This is a genomic window from Mesorhizobium sp. CCNWLY176 (assembly GCF_037153935.1).
GTDB lineage: Bacteria > Pseudomonadota > Alphaproteobacteria > Rhizobiales > Rhizobiaceae > Mesorhizobium_M > Mesorhizobium_M zhangyense.
Window position 1 is genome coordinate 143,160 of the sequence record NZ_JBBBDZ010000004.1, and the last position, 16,493, is coordinate 159,652.

13 protein-coding genes and 1 pseudogene are annotated in these 16,493 nt (G+C 59.3%); 9 read left to right on the plus strand and 5 right to left on the minus strand.

The window, feature by feature from the left end; all coding sequences use genetic code 11:
- Positions 1 to 111: 111 nt before the first annotated feature.
- The 8 genes from mmsA (at position 112) to WBQ96_RS08430 (ending at position 7,367) form a co-directional block, all read left to right on the plus strand.
- The gene (gene mmsA, locus WBQ96_RS08395) at positions 112 to 1,665 is read left to right on the plus strand and encodes a multiple monosaccharide ABC transporter ATP-binding protein (RefSeq protein WP_165119310.1); all 1,554 of its coding nucleotides are present in this window, start codon (positions 112 to 114) and stop codon (positions 1,663 to 1,665) included.
- Complete coding sequence (gene mmsB / locus WBQ96_RS08400) at positions 1,662 to 2,915, plus strand: multiple monosaccharide ABC transporter permease (protein WP_165119309.1); 1,254 nt, start codon at positions 1,662 to 1,664, stop codon at positions 2,913 to 2,915. The genes mmsA and mmsB overlap by 4 nt, the downstream gene beginning before the upstream one ends.
- A 213-nt stretch (positions 2,916 to 3,128) precedes the next feature.
- A complete protein-coding gene (araD1, locus tag WBQ96_RS08405; RefSeq protein ID WP_165119308.1) occupies positions 3,129 to 4,115 on the plus strand; it encodes an AraD1 family protein in 987 nt (328 codons plus the stop codon).
- A gap of 10 nt (positions 4,116 to 4,125) precedes the next feature.
- Positions 4,126 to 4,887 carry an SDR family NAD(P)-dependent oxidoreductase gene (locus tag WBQ96_RS08410; protein WP_165119307.1) on the plus strand — a complete coding sequence of 254 codons (762 nt, stop codon included), beginning with the start codon at positions 4,126 to 4,128 and terminating at the stop codon, positions 4,885 to 4,887.
- A 237-nt stretch (positions 4,888 to 5,124) separates the two neighbouring features.
- A complete protein-coding gene (locus tag WBQ96_RS08415) occupies positions 5,125 to 5,379 on the plus strand; it encodes a DUF982 domain-containing protein (protein WP_165119306.1) in 255 nt (84 codons plus the stop codon).
- 56 nt (positions 5,380 to 5,435) lie between these two features.
- A complete protein-coding gene (locus WBQ96_RS08420; RefSeq protein WP_336549123.1) occupies positions 5,436 to 5,681 on the plus strand; it encodes a DUF982 domain-containing protein in 246 nt (81 codons plus the stop codon).
- A 243-nt stretch (positions 5,682 to 5,924) separates the two neighbouring features.
- Positions 5,925 to 6,227: a DUF982 domain-containing protein gene (locus tag WBQ96_RS08425; RefSeq protein ID WP_336549125.1), complete on the plus strand. Its 303-nt coding sequence runs from the start codon at positions 5,925 to 5,927 to the stop codon at positions 6,225 to 6,227.
- Positions 6,228 to 6,659: 432 nt separating this feature from the next.
- The gene (locus WBQ96_RS08430) at positions 6,660 to 7,367 is read left to right on the plus strand and encodes a Crp/Fnr family transcriptional regulator (protein WP_336549129.1); all 708 of its coding nucleotides are present in this window, start codon (positions 6,660 to 6,662) and stop codon (positions 7,365 to 7,367) included.
- A gap of 12 nt (positions 7,368 to 7,379) precedes the next feature.
- On the opposite strand, the gene WBQ96_RS08435 is transcribed toward WBQ96_RS08430, so the two are convergent.
- The gene (locus WBQ96_RS08435) at positions 7,380 to 11,555 is read right to left on the minus strand and encodes a cytochrome P450 (protein ID WP_336549131.1); all 4,176 of its coding nucleotides are present in this window, start codon (positions 11,553 to 11,555) and stop codon (positions 7,380 to 7,382) included.
- Positions 11,556 to 11,663: 108 nt separating this feature from the next.
- Positions 11,664 to 13,430, minus strand: a complete 1,767-nt coding sequence (locus WBQ96_RS08440; RefSeq protein ID WP_336549133.1) for an adenylate/guanylate cyclase domain-containing protein — start codon at positions 13,428 to 13,430, stop codon at positions 11,664 to 11,666.
- Between the two features lie 594 nt (positions 13,431 to 14,024).
- On the opposite strand from WBQ96_RS08440, the gene WBQ96_RS08445 reads away from it, so the two are divergent.
- A complete protein-coding gene (locus tag WBQ96_RS08445; RefSeq protein ID WP_312857893.1) occupies positions 14,025 to 14,468 on the plus strand; it encodes a response regulator transcription factor in 444 nt (147 codons plus the stop codon).
- Between the two features lie 140 nt (positions 14,469 to 14,608).
- Here WBQ96_RS08445 and WBQ96_RS28290 read toward each other — a convergent pair whose 3' ends face one another.
- From WBQ96_RS28290 to WBQ96_RS08455, 3 genes and pseudogenes are all read right to left on the minus strand, one after another.
- On the minus strand, positions 14,609 to 14,851 hold the full coding sequence (locus tag WBQ96_RS28290; protein WP_376767728.1) for a TOBE domain-containing protein: 243 nt from the start codon (positions 14,849 to 14,851) through the stop codon (positions 14,609 to 14,611).
- Positions 14,852 to 14,967: 116 nt separating this feature from the next.
- Positions 14,968 to 15,694 (minus strand): annotated as a pseudogene (locus WBQ96_RS08450) (ABC transporter ATP-binding protein); the annotation flags it as partial.
- Positions 15,691 to 16,491: an ABC transporter permease gene (locus tag WBQ96_RS08455; protein WP_336549138.1), complete on the minus strand. Its 801-nt coding sequence runs from the start codon at positions 16,489 to 16,491 to the stop codon at positions 15,691 to 15,693. The gene WBQ96_RS08455 and the pseudogene WBQ96_RS08450, both read right to left, overlap by 4 nt.
- Positions 16,492 to 16,493: the final 2 nt, after the last annotated feature.

The window sequence follows — 16,493 nt, forward strand, 5'->3', positions numbered from 1 at the left end:
CCGGGAGGCCCGTAAGCGGGCCTTCCGGTATCCCCTTGCCTTGTGTACGCTGCGGTCGCGACGACGTGCGTGGCCTGCGGCAGCTGAGGATGGGAGCAGGACAGCAGGACGATGAACGACATAATCCTCGAAATGCGCGATATCACGAAGACGTTTCCAGGCGTCAAGGCGCTGGAAAACGTCAACCTGAAGGTTCGCCGCGGCGACATCCACGCGATCTGTGGCGAGAACGGAGCCGGCAAGTCGACGCTGATGAAGGTCCTGTCCGGCGTTTACCCGTACGGCAGCTATGAAGGCGAAACCCACTACGAAGGCAAGGAATGCCGCTTCAACGGCATCCATGACAGCGAGAAGGTCGGTATCGTCATCATCCATCAGGAACTGGCGCTGGTGCCGCTGCTGTCGATCGGCGAAAACATATTTCTCGGCAACGAGCAGGCAACGAACGGCGTCATCAATTGGAACACCGTGCGCCGCCGCTCTTCGGAATTGCTGCGGAAAGTGGGCTTGCGCGAAGATCCCGACACGCTGGTCACCAACATCGGCACCGGCAAGCAACAGCTGGTCGAGATCGCCAAGGCGCTCTCCAAGGAAGTGAAGCTGCTGATCCTCGACGAGCCGACCGCAAGTCTCAGTGAAAAAGACAGTGATGCGCTGCTCGACCTTTTGCTCGAGTTCAAGGCGCAAGGCATGACCTCGATCATGATCTCGCACAAGCTGAACGAGATTCAGCGCATCGCCGACCAGATCACCGTCATCCGCGACGGGCAGTCGATCGAGACGATGGACAAGGCCGACATCACGGAGGACCGCATCGTGACGTCGATGGTCGGCCGCTCGATCGAGAACCGCTATCCATCGCGCACGCCGAAGATCGGAGAGACGATCTTCGAGGTGAAGAACTGGTCGGTCTACCACCCGCTGCATCCGGAGCGGCAGGTTATCAAGAACATCAATCTCAATGTCCGCAAGGGCGAAGTCGTGGGCATTGCCGGGCTGATGGGCGCCGGGCGCACCGAATTCGCCATGAGCGTGTTCGGGAAAACCTACGGCACCAACATCAGCGGCGAGGTGTTCCTGCACGGCAAGCGCGCCGATACCTCGACCGTCGGCAAGGCGGTCGCCGGCGGCCTCGCCTATGCCACCGAGGACCGCAAGGTCTACGGGCTGAACCTGATCGACCACATCAAGCACAATGTGACTATCGCCAATCTGCCGGGCGTCTCCAGAAGCGGCGTCATCGATGACATGGCCGAACTGAAGGTCGCCAACGAGTACCGCAAGAAGACGAACATCCGCTCGTCCAGCGTCTACCAGATCGCCGGCAACCTTTCGGGCGGCAACCAGCAGAAAGTGGTGCTGTCGAAATGGCTGTTCGCCAATCCTGACATGCTGATCCTCGACGAGCCGACGCGTGGCATCGATGTCGGCGCGAAATATGAGATCTACACGATCATCAACAAGCTGGCTGACGAGGGTAAGGGCATCCTTGTCATCTCGTCGGAAATGCCGGAACTGCTGGGTATCTGCGACCGTATCTACGTGCTGAACGAGGGTCGTATCGTCGGCGAACTGGCAAGCCACGAAGCCAGCCAGGAAAAGATCATGCGGGCGATCGTGCGCGGCACGGCCCGGGAAGAACAGTTGGAAAGGGCAGCCTCATGAGCACCGAAGCCACACCGGGCGTAAGTGCCGCAAGGGCATCGATGCAGCAGGCAATGAAGGAGAACCTGCGCGAGTACGGGCTCGTTCTCGCGCTGGTCGCCATCATGGTCTTCTTCCAGGTCATGACCAACGGCATCCTGTTCCTGCCGGTGAACCTGACGAATATCGTCCTTCAGAACTCCTACATCATCGTCATGGCGCTGGGCATGCTGCTGGTGATCGTCGCCGGCCACATCGACCTTTCGGTCGGCGCCGTCGCGGGATTCATCGGCGCTGTCGCGGCGATTCTGATGGTCGACTACGGCATGAATCCGCTGCTGGCCGGCTTCCTGTGCATCGCGGCTGGTGCTGTCATCGGCGGCATACAGGGCTACTTCATCGCCTTCATGAAGATCCCCTCCTTCATCGTGACGCTGGCAGGCATGCTGGTGTTCAAGGGCCTGCTGCTCAACGTGCTCAGCGGCCGTTCCGTCGGGCCCTTTCCGCCGCTGTTCCAGCTTCTGAGCGCCGGGTTCATCCCCGACGTCATAGGGCCGTTGCGGCTCGTCGCGCCGACGCTCAATGCCGCCGGCGCGCCGATACCCAACACCGGCATCGTCCTCCATTCGACGACAATGGTGATCGGCATCCTCATCGTTCTGGCGATGCTCTACTTCGCCTTGAAAAGCCGCAGGGACCGCGAGAGCCATGGCTACGATGCCGAGCCATTCGCCTTCTTCGTCATCAAGAATCTGGTGATGGCCGGCATCCTGCTGTTCCTGATGTACAAGTTCGCGTCGTTCAAAGGCTTGCCGAACGTGCTGGTGGTCATGGGCATCCTGATCGCGCTGTTCGTCTTCATCACCAAGCGCATGACCTTCGGCCGGCGCATCTACGCGATGGGCGGCAACGTCAAGGCGGCGGCACTTTCCGGCATCCATACCGAGCGTCTCACCTTCTACATCTTCGTCATCATGGGCATGCTGGCCGCACTTGCCGGCCTGATCTACTCGGCACGCCTCAACATGGCGACGCCGAAGGCCGGCGCCGGCCTCGAACTCGACGTCATCGCGGCTGTCTTCGTCGGCGGCGCATCGGCGCTGGGCGGCGTTGGACAGGTGACCGGCGCAGTGATCGGCGCTTTTATCATGGGCATCATGAATAACGGCATGGGCGTAATGGGCATCAATATCGACTGGCAGCAGGTCATCAAGGGAATGGTCCTGCTCGGCGCGGTCGTATTCGACGTCTACAACAAGAATAAGGCTTGAGCCGGCAGGAGGTAGCCGCAAGCAGCAATTAAGAAACGGCAGCGCCAGTGCAAAAGAGCGGATAGAAGCCCGGCGAACAAGTCGGATCGGCGTGACCGGAATCGTTACTGCAAAAATATGAGCGCGCGGCGGCAAGCGTCCGCTGCGCGGTGGCGAAGTATTGCGTCCTGCATGCCCAACGGCATGGCAGGCGCTGGAAAAGACGGAGGCGAGATGCTTATTTCCCAGATTTCAGGTCCCGACGGATTGAGTTCCGTAGTGGTTCGCGACAATGGCGAGGCCCGTTTGGTCAAGGGGGCGAAATCGGTCTATGCGCTTGCGCTTGAGGCCGTGCGCGCCGGCAAGCCGCTGGATGCCGTCATAGAAGAGCGTGGCCGAGGCGAAGCGGTGGATCTCGAAGCGGCTTATCGCGAAGGCCGCGTCATGTCGCCGATCCGTCATCCTGATCCCGCACATCTCTATGTAACAGGAACAGGTCTTACGCATCTCGGGTCCGCCGCGACGCGCGACGCCATGCATAAGACGGTGAATGCGGAGGAAAAGCTCACCGATTCCATGAAGATGTTCCGCATGGGGGTCGAGGGCGGCAAGCCGGCCGATGGCAAGCCCGGCGTGCAACCGGAATGGTTCTACAAGGGCAACGGCACGATGATCGTCGATCCGGGAAAGCCGCTGTCGTCGCCCGCCTTCGCACTCGATGCCGGCGAGGAGCCGGAAGTCGCCGGCATCTATATCATCGGCGATGATGGAACGCCGTTCCGGATAGGCTTCGCGCTTTCAAACGAGTTCTCCGATCACGTCACCGAGCGGATCAACTATCTCTATCTCGCGCATTCCAAACTGCGCAATGCCTCCATAGGGCCGGAAATTCTGGTCGGAAAACTGCCCGACGATCTGCACGGCACATCCCGGATTCTGCGGGGAGGAAAGACCCTCTGGGAAAAGCCGTTCCTATCGGGCGAGGCGAACATGTCTCATACGATAACCAATTTGGAGCATCATCACTTCAAGTACGACCTGTTCCGGCAGCCTGGCGATGTTCATGTCCACATGTTCGGGACTGCGACACTGTCTTTTGCCGACGGCGTAAAGACCGAAGCGGGCGATGTTTTCGAGATAGAGGCCAGAGGCTTCGGCCTGCCCTTGCGCAATGCTCTTAAACTTGACGCCGACACGCCGACCGAAGTCCGCGCCCTGTAAGGAGCATTCGATGAAAGAGGCAACATATCCGAGCCTTGACGGGCTTCCCGTAGTCATTTCGGGCGGCGCAAGCGGCATCGGCGAGGCGCTGGTGCGGGCTTTCGCGGCACAAGGCGCCAAGGTCGGGTTCGTCGATCTGGCCGAAGCCGACGGCACTGCGCTAAGCGCCGAGCTTTCGGAGCAGGGCGGCAGCGTGATGTTCCAGCGCTGCGACGTCACCGACATCGACGCCTATCGCGCGGCGATCGGCGCGATCGAGGTGGCGCACGGTCCGACGCTTGCATTGGTCAACAACGCGGCAAACGACACGCGCCACGACTGGCGGGACGTGACGCCCGACTATTTCGACACCCGCATCGCCGTCAACCTGCGCCACGCTTTCTTTGCTATCCAGGCTGTGGCGCCCGGCATGATTGCGGCGGGCGGTGGCTCGATCGTCAATTTCGGTTCCGTCGGCTGGATGATGGCGAGCGGCGGCTACCCGGGTTACGCCGCTTCAAAGGCTGCCACGCATGGCATGACGCGTTCCTTCGCACGCGATCTCGGCAAGCATGGCATCCGCGTCAACACGCTGGTGCCGGGATGGGTGATGACGAAGCGGCAGCTCGATCTCTGGGTGGACGATGCGGCCAATGAACTGATCGACCGAAGCCAGTGCCTCACTGGCCGGGTCATGCCCGACGATATTGCGCGCATGGCTTTGTTTCTGGCGTCTGACGATTCAAGAATGTGTTCGGCCCAGAATTTTGTCGTAGACGGCGGCTGGGTGTAACCGCCGAGCCGGGTTGGACTGATTTCCGCCGACCGGCTTGCTTCGCTTGCATAAGGAACGGCCGGCCGGCTGACCGTATCTGTTCATTTTGATGTACGCCTTATCCCAATGAGGGTCGCCTGATCTTCCCCTTCCCGGTGTTATAAATGAGCTGGTCGGGAAATTCTTTCTTCCAGGCAGGAACCAGAAGCTCTACCGCGAGTTTCGATCCGCCGAGAGCAAGTCGGGAGGTCTGTGTTGAACCATCAGTTCGTTGCACCGGTAGCGGTAGCAGACGCGCCTAATTCGTCGGTTCATGTCATCGAGAATGCCGACAGCGCGGCTGAATTCCTTTCCAAGAAATGGCCGGCTTTTCGCGGTCCCCGCCATGCCGACGCCTACGCAGCCTCCGTCATGGCTATTGCCGGAAGAGAAACCCTTCTGGTTGCCCGCGATGCTTTCATAGCCGCCGCCCGCGAGGCCGATATTTTGGTCGAAGGCGGGCAGGTCTGACCGGACCGATTTTCCGGAACTCCGATGCGGCAATCGATTCAGCGCAGGACCAAGAAATGAGCGACCATGTTTTTCCCGTTCCTGTTGAAGTCAACCTGGACGCGGAGCATCGGCGCATCATCGCTACGGCATGGGAAGGCATCGAATTCCTGTCGCAGAACAGGCCGGCGATGCCCGGTCCGAAATACCAGGCCGCACTGCGCATTTGCCAGGACACGCTCGATGGGTGGCAGCCTGTGCGCAAAGCACGGCGGGCATTCATCGCCGCGGCGCGCGAGGCTCATATCCTCGCCAAGGGCTGAGCGTCAAACAACCCGCCTGGCCGCGAATTTTCTTTTCCTGCCCCTGCAACTTAGCCGGCGATTCAGCGTTGAGTTCTATCGCGGACTCCGCGACAGAATTGCTGTGCAACGACAAGCGACCAATCAGTCGATTCCTATCAGAGCAACTGTTTGTGTTTGGCTATCGATAGTTCGCTAAAAGTCGAGCAATGCAGCAAAAAGGATGATAATCTGAACGTGCAATGCGTTTCTGGGAGGAAACACATGGATAGGTTGCAATTTTTCATGCCGGTCCGGGTCGTTGCCGAAGTCGACCAAATCGTGACTGAAATCTATAGCGTCGATCAGGCACTCGACTTTCTGCAGGCGTGGCCCGCCGGCCGACAGGGCCCGGTCTATCGCACGGCGCTGAGAGCGTGCTCGGCTGCCATGATCGACCAGGTGACTGCGGAAGATGCGAGACGATCCTTCATGGCCTTTTCCCGCATGACCGGTCTGCTTTCGCGGGATGCCACCATCCCGCCGACGCCGGATAATGTTACCTGGACAAGGCCTGTCGCCAAGTAGAGTGCATCGGAATTCAGGGACTGGCAGGCCTTTCGCGCGTACCTGCAGAAGCCGGGTCGCTCCGTGCAGAGCGTCACTGGTCAGGAGGGTTTTTGACCACCGACCGTGCTGCAAGATGCGGCAAGTTGGTCAGCCTCGTGCGGCGGTTGCTGGAGTTGCCGCACCCCACCGGGCACGAACATTGCTATAACATCGCCGGCACGCGCTATCTGGACGCGCCGCGCCATTCTGGCTTGCCGGCATAAGGCCACACGAAACAACGTGCCCTTGCCGGCAACAAAAGATGTTATAATCCATTGAACGCTGATTCAGCATACCGACAAATGAAGCTGACCTTACGCGGTTGACCGTGTATGGACTGACCCGATATCCGCAAGGTAGGAAATCGCTCGACGCAGCGGTTTCTTCCCTGAATGACGAGTTAACGCCCAGATGCTGTCAGAAGACAATCGAAGGCCGAGCACCGACATCGACAGGCAGAACGATTCAAGCGCGCGCGCCGTCAGGCTTGGTCCGGGTCTTTTCAACCTGCTGTTCAAGGATTGCAAATCCGAGCGCTATCGCGCCGGCGAACATCTTTTCATGCAGGAGGATATGCCGGATCGCCTCTATGGCGTCCTGAGCGGCACTGTCGAGATTTCCATCTATTCCTCCAGCGGGAAAAAGCTCGTCGCCAATATGGAACTGTCGCAGAGCCTGATCGGCGAGATCGGCGTGCTGGACGGTCAGCCCCGCACGGCGACGGCGACATGTCTCACCGATTGCGAGCTGGTTTCCGTCAGCCGCAACCAGCTCTTCGACAGGATCGAAAAGAACCCTCCCCTTGCCCGCGCCATAATCGAATTGCTTTGCGCCCGCCTGCGATGGGTAAGCGGCGAGTTGGGAGATCACGCGCTCCTGAAGATCGAGGCGCGCCTTGCGAAGCGCTTGAACTTCCTTTCCGGGCATATGGGCGATTCCGGAGGATGGATACTGATATCGCAGACCGAGCTTGCCGAATTTCTCGGCGCGACCCGGGAATCGGTGAACAAGATCCTGAACGACTGGCGCGGCCGCTCCCTGATCGAAATGAAGCGGGGCGGCATTCGCGTCAAGGACCGGCAGGCGCTGCAGGACATCGCCGATTTTGAGGACGGCTGATCGGCCAAAGGCTTACAGCCGTGAAATCAGATACTGCATGGCTGAGCGGCTCGGCATGAAGAAATAACCCCCGCCGCGCGTAGTCACAAAACTCGGAAGCTTCTCCAGCACGATGCTTCCCTCAGGCGACGGGATCGAAAAGCGGCCTGCATCGTCTTTCTGCGTGCCGATTGCCGGGTCCTTTTCCTGCAGGCCATTGAACGAGACGGCGGAAACCCAACTCTGCTGCATGAACTCGTATTGACGCTCGATATCGGCGTTGAGGCACATGAACAGCAGGCCCTTTTCGCCATCCTTCTCATAGGTTCTGCCGACGCGCAATATGCGGTGGCGTTTGTTGATCTTGATCTGGGTCTCCCGGTCCTCACCCAGTGAATCGCGCGGGTTCGACCGGCGCACATGCGAGCCCAGCGGGCATTGCAATCCTTGCGGATCCTCATCAGCAAAGGAGAAATCATTGTCCGGTTCACGCGCACCACGGGCGTTTGGATTGCGCACCAGCGATGTCCCATCCTGCCAGCGCCCGACTATCTTGGCAGCGATCCAGTGAGGCGTTATGGCGGCATTGTTCGACTTGCGCCGGTGTTCCTTCGCCGCCGCCTGGCAGAAGCCGTGGAACTTTTCGACATGCTGCTCTATTTGGCGCATGACGACGAAAGTACCGTTCCGGCCAAAATCGCGAAGATCGGATTCGCAGCCGAACAGCGGCAATTCCTCTTTCTCGATCTCCGGCAAAATACCGGTTCGATCGAGCGACGACGGGATTGTCGGCGTCGGAGGATAGAAGCCGAGCTCGTCCTTGTAGCCGAAGAGGAACTCGCCCGGCGCAACCTGATGCATCGGATCGACCGGCTTGCTCGAGCGCGGGGTGCCGTTGATTACCGGCTGCGAGATGCCGTCGGCAAAGCCGAAATGCTCGAAGGCCAGGTCTCCCTTACGCTTGACTGCAAGCGGCAACTGCGCGGCAATTATCATTCCGGCCGCTTTCGTCTCCTTCTCGAACGCAGCAACCTTTTCCCTGAGGACCTTCTCATCGTCGGCGTAGAACACCACCACCGCATCCACGGGCTTTTCGGGCGAGCCCCAGTCCCACTTTTCCGGTGCGCTGTTTCCGATGTCATCGAGAACGCGGCTTCGGGCCGGGCTGCCCATCCCTTGCCGAAAGACGGACGGGAATGTCGAGAGGCCCCCGTTTGCAGCGGCATCGTCAAGTCCGAGACGCACCAGGCCTTGCGGGCCGAACATGGCGACCGTCGCGCAATCCTTCGGCAATTGGTTCGCGAAGCTAGTTCTAAGGGCAACGTATTTCAGCCATGCCCTGCGCTTTGTGCGCGGAAGTCCATCCGGTATGCGCACGGCAACCATCTGGCCGAGATGCAGCGGCCCTAACGGGCCGAAGAAGATCGTTTGTATCTCTCTCGTTTCCAGCGTGCCAAGCGGACGGGGCGTGGAGCCGAACAGGCCAAGCCAATCGCGCGCCTCGCTTTCCGTCTCGGCCTTGGCGATGCCCGAGCGAATGAGCGAGTTCATGCGTATGCGGCCGGTGTTGAGTTCCGGATAGGCGGAGTACCAAAACAATGTCGGTATCTGCTGCAACCGCGCCCAACGCTTGAACCGGTCGCCATCCGTCGCACCCTTCCAGAAGAGCGCACGCGCACGCGGAAAGCCGAGCGTGTTGCTCCAGACACCCGTCAGGCCGAAATGGGCCTTGGCTATGAAGTCCTCCAGATAGCTTTCCCAGCTGCCGCCGTAATTGCTGAAAAACATAAGCTTGTTGGTGCCTGGCAGAAGCACCCATCGAGCGAAATGGATGGTGTTGATGCCGGAGAGAAAGCCGGGTCGATAGATGCTCTTCGCCGAGATGGAGATTATGTAGAAGGCCAGCCGCAATGCGAGCCTTCTCATCGTGCTGGGCTTCATGACCGAGATCGCGGTCAGATTGTTCTGCAGGATATGGTTTTCGCGTGAGATTATCGTTTCGAGACGGTCTGGATCGACAGAGGTTTCGCTCGGCACATCGCGTTTTTCGAGGCGTCTCAACCCCAGGTAAAGCAGCCCACCTATTATGCCGAAGAATACGATAAGCCCGCCAAGGGTAAGTCCCAATGCGAGGATGCTAAGGAAGGCGATCCGAATGACACCGCCCCCGAGACCAAAGGTCAAATTGAAGGTCATCCACCATAGGACAAGCAGCATGATCACCGTCGGGAAAAATACCCATGGCGCCTTGAAAGTCATCCAGGCGGCACGCCAGCCGCTGCCTCCGGGCAATTCCAGCAAACCTTCGGCAGGCTCCAGCGCCCAGCCATAGTCCTTGCTTTCAGCCAGGCGCTCTCTGACCTTGGCCAGCGTCTTGCCTGCATTCTCGCCGCCGGGCCTGTCCATCGTTGCTATGATCTGCCGCGCCGCGTTTTCAAGCTTTGCCTCGGCGTGAATGCGCGCAACCGAATGCCCCGGCGTGCCGGAGAAGACCAGACCGGCGTTGCTGCCAAACAATTGCGAAATCTTGACCGCATGCTTGCGCATGAACGCTTCGAGCGTTTCCGCGCTGCTTAGGCCGCAAGCTTCTTCGAATATACCCCTGACAAGAGGGCCGGCAGTCGCGGCGAAATTGTCCATCACGGCGTCATCCGTCCCATCTCCGGACAGCTCAAGGACAAGATGCGCTTCATCATCGCTCTTCTCATCCGCAGGTTCCGCCTTGCAGGCCACGGCAAGGCTCGCGAAATGAATGGAGCCATTCGCATCGAGTGCGGCAGCAATCTGGCCAGTGGCGGGATTGCCAAACGCGGCAACCTTTTCGCGCAAGACTTTCAATGAGACGCCAGGTTCGACCTTGCAGATTACGGTGACCATGGAATGGGTCACGGTCTTCGAAAGCGGAGAGGTCTCGAAATCGACCTTCAGGCTCTCCGGATAGGCTCCGAGAGAGTTGAGCTTGCCTGCCCTTCCCTTTGCCCGCCGCACACCCTTCTTCGTGAACAGGGCGCGAAATGCCTCGGCGATCTGTATCTTCGCCATTGCAGCGCCGATGCACTGATGGATGCCGTGACCGAAGAGAAGATAGTCGCGGGCGGGTCGATTGGTGTCGAACTCATCCGGCCGTTCGACGGCGTCGGAATCAAACATTGCCGAGAACGTCGCCGGCATAACGGACGTCCCCGCCTTGACCGTGCGCTCGCGGGACGTTCCCTTTGCAATGACAACGTCTTGCGCCGTGTAGCGGAATGGCCCGAACCAGATCGGCTTGAAGCGCATCGCTTCGCGGATCGCCCGGTCGAGTTGTTCGTTGTCACCATCGGCTACGGCATCTTCGACTGCTTTCTGCGCTTCCGGGCGCGAAAGGATCACATCGAGGCAATTGCCCGCCGCCAGAAGATTCGTCGGCGCAAAACCGGCGATCATGCCGAGCATAATGGAATGAACTTCGCCCAGGCTCACCGCCGGTGTGTCACGGTCGAGCATTTCGACGAGACGGCCGAGCGGCGTTTCCCGATCCGTGCGCCCCTCGCGAACCGCCTGGATCGAGAGATCCACCGCCCTTGTCATATGGGCCGCAGCGACGACTGCGAGTTCGCGGACTATCGGCTTTCCGCCCGGATCGCCGAAGAAAAGCCCGCTCAGCGCATTCGACCAGTCGACGAACTCATTGTCGTCGTCGATCGTCATTCCGTAATAGTCCCGGCAGATGCGCGCCGGCACGATCTTCAACAGATGGCGCACGACATCGAAGCCCGGCCCGGCCCGCTGCATGATTTCCTGTGAATGTTGTGCCGCGATCTCCCTTACCTTCCAGCCGATCTCGTCCACGGGAAAGGCACTGAGGACCGTTGACTTCATGCGCCGGTATGTTGGCCCATCCTGCATGCCAAGGATGAAGTTGAACCCGCCGGCGATTTCCGTCATTTCGGGGCCGTAGGGGGTTTCGAAGACATCCTGCCGCTCAAGGATTTCCCGGACATCGGCATTTCTCGTCACCAGCAGGAATTTGCCGATTCTCAGCATGGGCCAAAAGCGCCGGAGGACGCGGAACACCGTACGCGGTTCCGGGGCAAGCGGGCTCAGAACTCGTCCGATCAGGCTCTTGGTGGTGCGAAGGCGCTCGATGTTGAAGGCCGGCAGTTCCGCAACGGGACGCTGCGTCTTCTGCGCCTCGAGAATGCCGTCATAATACTTGGTTTTGATCATCGCCTCAAAGCCCCGGCGTCTTCAGCCATTTGGATGCCCAACGATGTGATCTATGGCGGCGCAACTGCAACGTATGTGAGTTGCTTCACAGTGCTGCCCGGCCTTGCCTCAATCTCGTTGCGCCAACTCGAAATTCTCGATCAGATAGGTGTTTGCCGACTTTTCGGTGAAGGGTATCCACGCCACGCGATCAATCGAAAAATCCGGATGGCGCGTCTCGAAAATAGCGCGTTCCCGCTTCGCCTCGTTTATCCTTCCGCTTCGCGCGAGCGCGCCAACCTTGAGAAAGCGGGCATAGAAATACCCCGGAGAAAGGTCGAGCGACCGGTTGGCGGTCTCGATCGCGGCGTCCCACTCATGCATGAAGGAGTGCGCTGCGGTCAGTTCCCCGAGATTGTGGAAGCCATAGATATCGAAGGGGCTCAGCCGTTCGGCGTCGAGCAGCAGCGGCATCGCCTGCCTCGCCTGCCCGAGAAGAAGGTGGGCGCTGCCCATGGCTGAACGCGCGAAGGCAAAGCTCGGATTGATATGGAGCGCTTCGCCAAGATGCTCCAGAGCCAGTTTCGGGCGTCCGCGCATGATTTCCGTGATGCCGAGATGAGCGTGCGGCCGCGCATCCTGGCTGTCCATCAACAGCGCCTTGCGCGAGAAATCGACCACCTTGGCAAGGTCCTCGATGTGGCCGAAGCGCAGCCAGGCCCGCCAGAAATACCACCAGGCAAGTTCGTTGAGCACTGCCGAGGAATTCGGATCTTCCACAAACGCCTTCTCGAAAAACTCGAGCGCGAGCTTGGTGTCCTCGCTTGTGCGCCGCTGCATGTGCCAGCGCCCGCGCCGGACGAGCTGCCACGTTTCCATGCTTTCCCAAGGCACCTGGAACGTGCGCACCTGCTCTGCCCGGTCGACCTCCTTTTCCAGGATGGAAACGATTTCGCCACCGATCTCGTCCTGAAGGTCGATAATGCCGGTGAAATCGCGGTCGAAGCGCCGCGACCAGACCTGCCGCCCGTTGGAAGCATCGGCAAGATTGACGTGAACACGTATCTTGCCGCCGCCATGGGCAAGCTTTCCGCTGACGATGTAGCGCGCGCCCAAGGCGTTGCCTACAAGCCGCGTGCCGAGTGTATCGTCGCGAAACTGGAAACTGGAGCTCCTGGCAATCACCGGCAGCCATCTGGTATTCGAAAGGCCTTGGATGATGTCTTCGGCGATACCTTCGGCCATATATTCGATTTCGCGACCGTCACCCTCGATACCGAATGGCAATACCGCGACTGCAGGCGGTCCGCTCGGCGCCGGGTTTGATCGGGCTGACCCATATAGACCCGCAATCGCAGGAGACGGCTTGCCTCCGCGCGCGGCGATGAAGACCTGAACCGGCAAGGCGATATTCTTGAGCGAGAATTCACCAAGGTCCGTGAATTCGGCGACGGACTTGTCCCTCACGTGATGCCAGGTCGTCTTGGATATCGCGAGGCCATCATGCGGCGCGAATTCCTGAATGCGGGCGGCGATGTTCACATCATCGCCGTAGAGGCTTTCATCCCGCACGATCACATTGCCCGTGTTGATACCTGCGCGAAACGGCATACGTATCTCCTCGGGAGCCGAAGCATTGATCGCTGCTATCTTCTCCTGAAAGTCAAACGCCGCCCGCAAGGCGTCGATCGGCGTGCCGAACTCGGCCATGATACTGTCGCCGGCGGCGCCGAAGGTTCGGCCGCCAAAGGAAGTGCAACTCTCGACAATCACTCCTCTCCGTTCCTCGAACGCGGAAACAGCGGCCTCGTCGTTGAGGCCCATCAGGCGTGAGAAGCCCACCGCATCGATGGAAATTATAGTCGCGAGCTGACGCGTATACTGCCGCTCAGCCATATCCCCCTGTTACCTTTTCGTCCCCGGTATGAAAAGTTACCGCCTTGATCTGCAAGCCGCAATCGAAATTGCTCATTTGACCTTGCTTTCTTCAAGTCACGAATCTGTTTCAATGCTTGGTTATTCTTCAATCTGCATTTCGGAAAATCACCCACCGATAACAAAATCAATGAATGTAACAAGCTTCACATACGAATCTCCGCAGGAGATGCATCGTGCGCTGAGCCTGGGAAAGAAATTCCCGGCAAACCGGATATATATGAGGAAGTAAGCCACATGATATCTATTTCAGCACACAGCAGCGCGAGGTATCCTACCAGCCCTGCAATCACCCCTTCTTCGGAAGAGATCAACCTTGAACGGCAACCTACGGAAGATCGATCGCTTGTTCTGATCGATTGCCGCGCACTTACCCGGGAATGTCTGTCACGCAGCCTGGCGGGACAGGGCAGCCTTCGGGAAGTCGCAGCATATAGCTCGCTTGAAGACTGGCGGGAAAACACCGATCTCCACCTGCCTCCGGCCGCGATTCTCCTGCATATCGGTGCAAACAAGGTCACGGATGCCGAAGTCAGCGCGGAAATCCGGGAAGTCGTGTCCGAGTTCAAGTCGATACCGGTCGTGATTCTTGCCGATCTCGACGACCTCACGCAGGTCTTCACCGCTCTCGATTGCGGGGTCAAAGGTTATATCCCGGCGTCCGTTGGCGTTGAGATATGCGTCGAGGCGATAAAGCTGGCATTGGCCGGCGGGGTTTTCGTGCCGGTGAGCAGCGTGCTTGCCATGCAGGACGCCTTCCTGTCCGCTAAGCCGAAGCGTTCGGCGATCGCGGATCTGTTCACGCCGCGTCAGGCAGACGTCGCCGAAGCCCTGCGCCGCGGCAAGGCAAACAAGGTCATCGCCTATGAACTGAACCTGCGCGAAAGCACGGTGAAGGTTCATATCCGCAACATCATGCGGAAGCTGAAAGCGACGAACCGCACCGAAGTCGCCTATAAGATGAAGGATATTCTGCCGTTCGAAACAGCTTCCGCCTGACCATAAAAAGCGCTGGACAAAATGCGCACGAAATTTCGACTTAGGGGTTTTTACAACTACACACGGCCTGCGCGCTTCGCTGAGAGCGTGCTGTCGTTCATTTGCCTATGCGATCAGCCGAACGAAAAACGCACCGTTCGCTAAGTGCAGAACGCGTGAGCTGATGACGAATCCCAGCTCACCCAGACCGGTTGGCCCGGTCGCAGGCTGCCAGCAGCCTCATGGCCGAAAGGCAAGCGCACTGAAAGCACTTCTTGCGTAGCAGTCTCGGTCAGCACATGCGTATTATTGCCGAGAAATGTCACGTCCTTGACCGTGGCCGCAAGGCTTCCGGCAGTTGAAACCGGCGTCGACGACAGAGTGAGCCGTTCAGGCCGCAACATCACCGCAGCTTCATTTCCAGGCCGTGCGCTACCATGGACCGACACCGCCGGAAGGACGAGGTGCTCACCGATGCGAATGTCGGCGCTCTTCCCGTCCGTGGCTTCGATCCTGCCCTTGAGGAAATCGCTGTCGCCAATGAATTCCGCCACGAACCGGGTTGCCGGATTGGCGTAGAGCTCGGTGCCAGTACCAACCTGGTCGATAACGCCCTTGCTGAACACCGCGATGCGGTCCGACAAGCGTAGCGCCTCTTCCTGATCATGGGTGACATAAAGGATGGTAACGCCGGTCTCTTGATGAATGCGCCGGATTTCGTACTGAATCTCCTCGCGTAGCTTCTTGTCGAGCGCCGACAATGGCTCGTCCATCAGGAGCACCGGCGGATCGTAGGCCAGCGCACGCGCGAGCGCCACGCGCTGCTGCTGACCGCCCGACATCTTTGCCGGCATCCGATCCTCGAAACCTTCCAGCCGCACCAATTTGAGCGCCCGGCGCACAGCCGCATCGACTTCCGCCTTCGGCTTGCGGCGAACGCGCAGCGGAAAAGCGATGTTCTCGCCCACCGACAAATGCGGGAAAAGCGTGTAGCGCTGGAACACCATGCCGATATTGCGCTTGTGCGGCGGCGTATCGAGTAATGTGCGCCCGTCCAGCAAAATATCGCCGGAAGTCGGGTTTTGAAGACCCGCCAGTATATAGAGCGTCGTGCTCTTCCCCGAGCCGGACGGTCCCAGGAAGGTCATGAACTCGCCCTGCGCTATGTCGAGCGTGACGTCGTTTACCGCAGTGACGTCGCCATATGCCTTCCGGATGTTCCGGATCTGGAGAAAGGGCGTCGTCATTTTTTCATTCCTTTGCGCACAAGGGCGGCAAGTAGCATCAGCGCTATCGTGAAGAGAACCAGCAGCGTGGAAGCAGCCGCGATGACCGGAGTGAGATCCTGCCGCAGCGTGGTCCATATCTTGACGGGCAATGTCTGCAGGGTTGGGCTCGCCATGAAGATCGCGACCACCACCTCGTCCCACGAAACGAGAAAGGAGAAGATCGCGGCCGCAAAGAGCCCATGGCTGATCGCAGGTAGCGTTACCCTGAACCGCGCCTCCCATGGACTTGCCCCGCAAAGAATGGCCGCGTCTTCGATCGATTTGTCGAAGCCTTCAAGCGCGTTGCTGATCGAGATGACCGAGAACGGCAGGGCCAGAACAAGGTGTGCGAGAATGAAGCCTAAGAATGTGCCGTTCAGCCCAATTTTCAGGAAGAACGCATAAAGCGCTACGGCCAGCACGACGACCGGCAGGATCATCGGCGTGATGAAGAATGCCCGCAGCACTTCGCGGCCACGGAAGTTTCCGCGCGTGAGCGCAAGCGATGCCAACAACCCAAGAATGACCGAGAGGACCGTGACCGCGATTGCGATCCGGGCGCTGGTCCAGGCTGCCTCCAGCCATCGCGGGTCGGCAAGCAGGTCGCGATACCAGCGCAGCGTCCAGCCCGGAGGCGGGAAAATCAGCCATTGCGAGTCGCCGAAGGACAAGGCCGCGATGAAGACGATAGGCAGCAGAAGAAACAGCGCGACCAGCGCGGTGATCGTGACCAGCACCCATTTCCAGCCACCAAGGCGGTCGAAATCAAGAAGCATTG

Coding starts and splice junctions, on each gene's coding strand:
- WBQ96_RS08420 (WP_336549123.1), top strand. CDS start 5,436: ATGAGCGACCATGTTTTTCCCGTTCCTGTTGAAGTCAACCTGGACGCG.
- mmsA (WP_165119310.1), top strand. CDS start 112: ATGAACGACATAATCCTCGAAATGCGCGATATCACGAAGACGTTTCCA.
- WBQ96_RS08455 (WP_336549138.1), bottom strand. CDS start 16,491: ATGCTTCTTGATTTCGACCGCCTTGGTGGCTGGAAATGGGTGCTGGTC.
- WBQ96_RS08410 (WP_165119307.1), top strand. CDS start 4,126: ATGAAAGAGGCAACATATCCGAGCCTTGACGGGCTTCCCGTAGTCATT.
- WBQ96_RS08430 (WP_336549129.1), top strand. CDS start 6,660: ATGCTGTCAGAAGACAATCGAAGGCCGAGCACCGACATCGACAGGCAG.
- WBQ96_RS08440 (WP_336549133.1), bottom strand. CDS start 13,430: ATGGCTGAGCGGCAGTATACGCGTCAGCTCGCGACTATAATTTCCATC.
- WBQ96_RS08435 (WP_336549131.1), bottom strand. CDS start 11,555: ATGATCAAAACCAAGTATTATGACGGCATTCTCGAGGCGCAGAAGACG.
- WBQ96_RS28290 (WP_376767728.1), bottom strand. CDS start 14,851: ATGTTGCGGCCTGAACGGCTCACTCTGTCGTCGACGCCGGTTTCAACT.
- araD1 (WP_165119308.1), top strand. CDS start 3,129: ATGCTTATTTCCCAGATTTCAGGTCCCGACGGATTGAGTTCCGTAGTG.
- mmsB (WP_165119309.1), top strand. CDS start 1,662: ATGAGCACCGAAGCCACACCGGGCGTAAGTGCCGCAAGGGCATCGATG.
- WBQ96_RS08425 (WP_336549125.1), top strand. CDS start 5,925: ATGGATAGGTTGCAATTTTTCATGCCGGTCCGGGTCGTTGCCGAAGTC.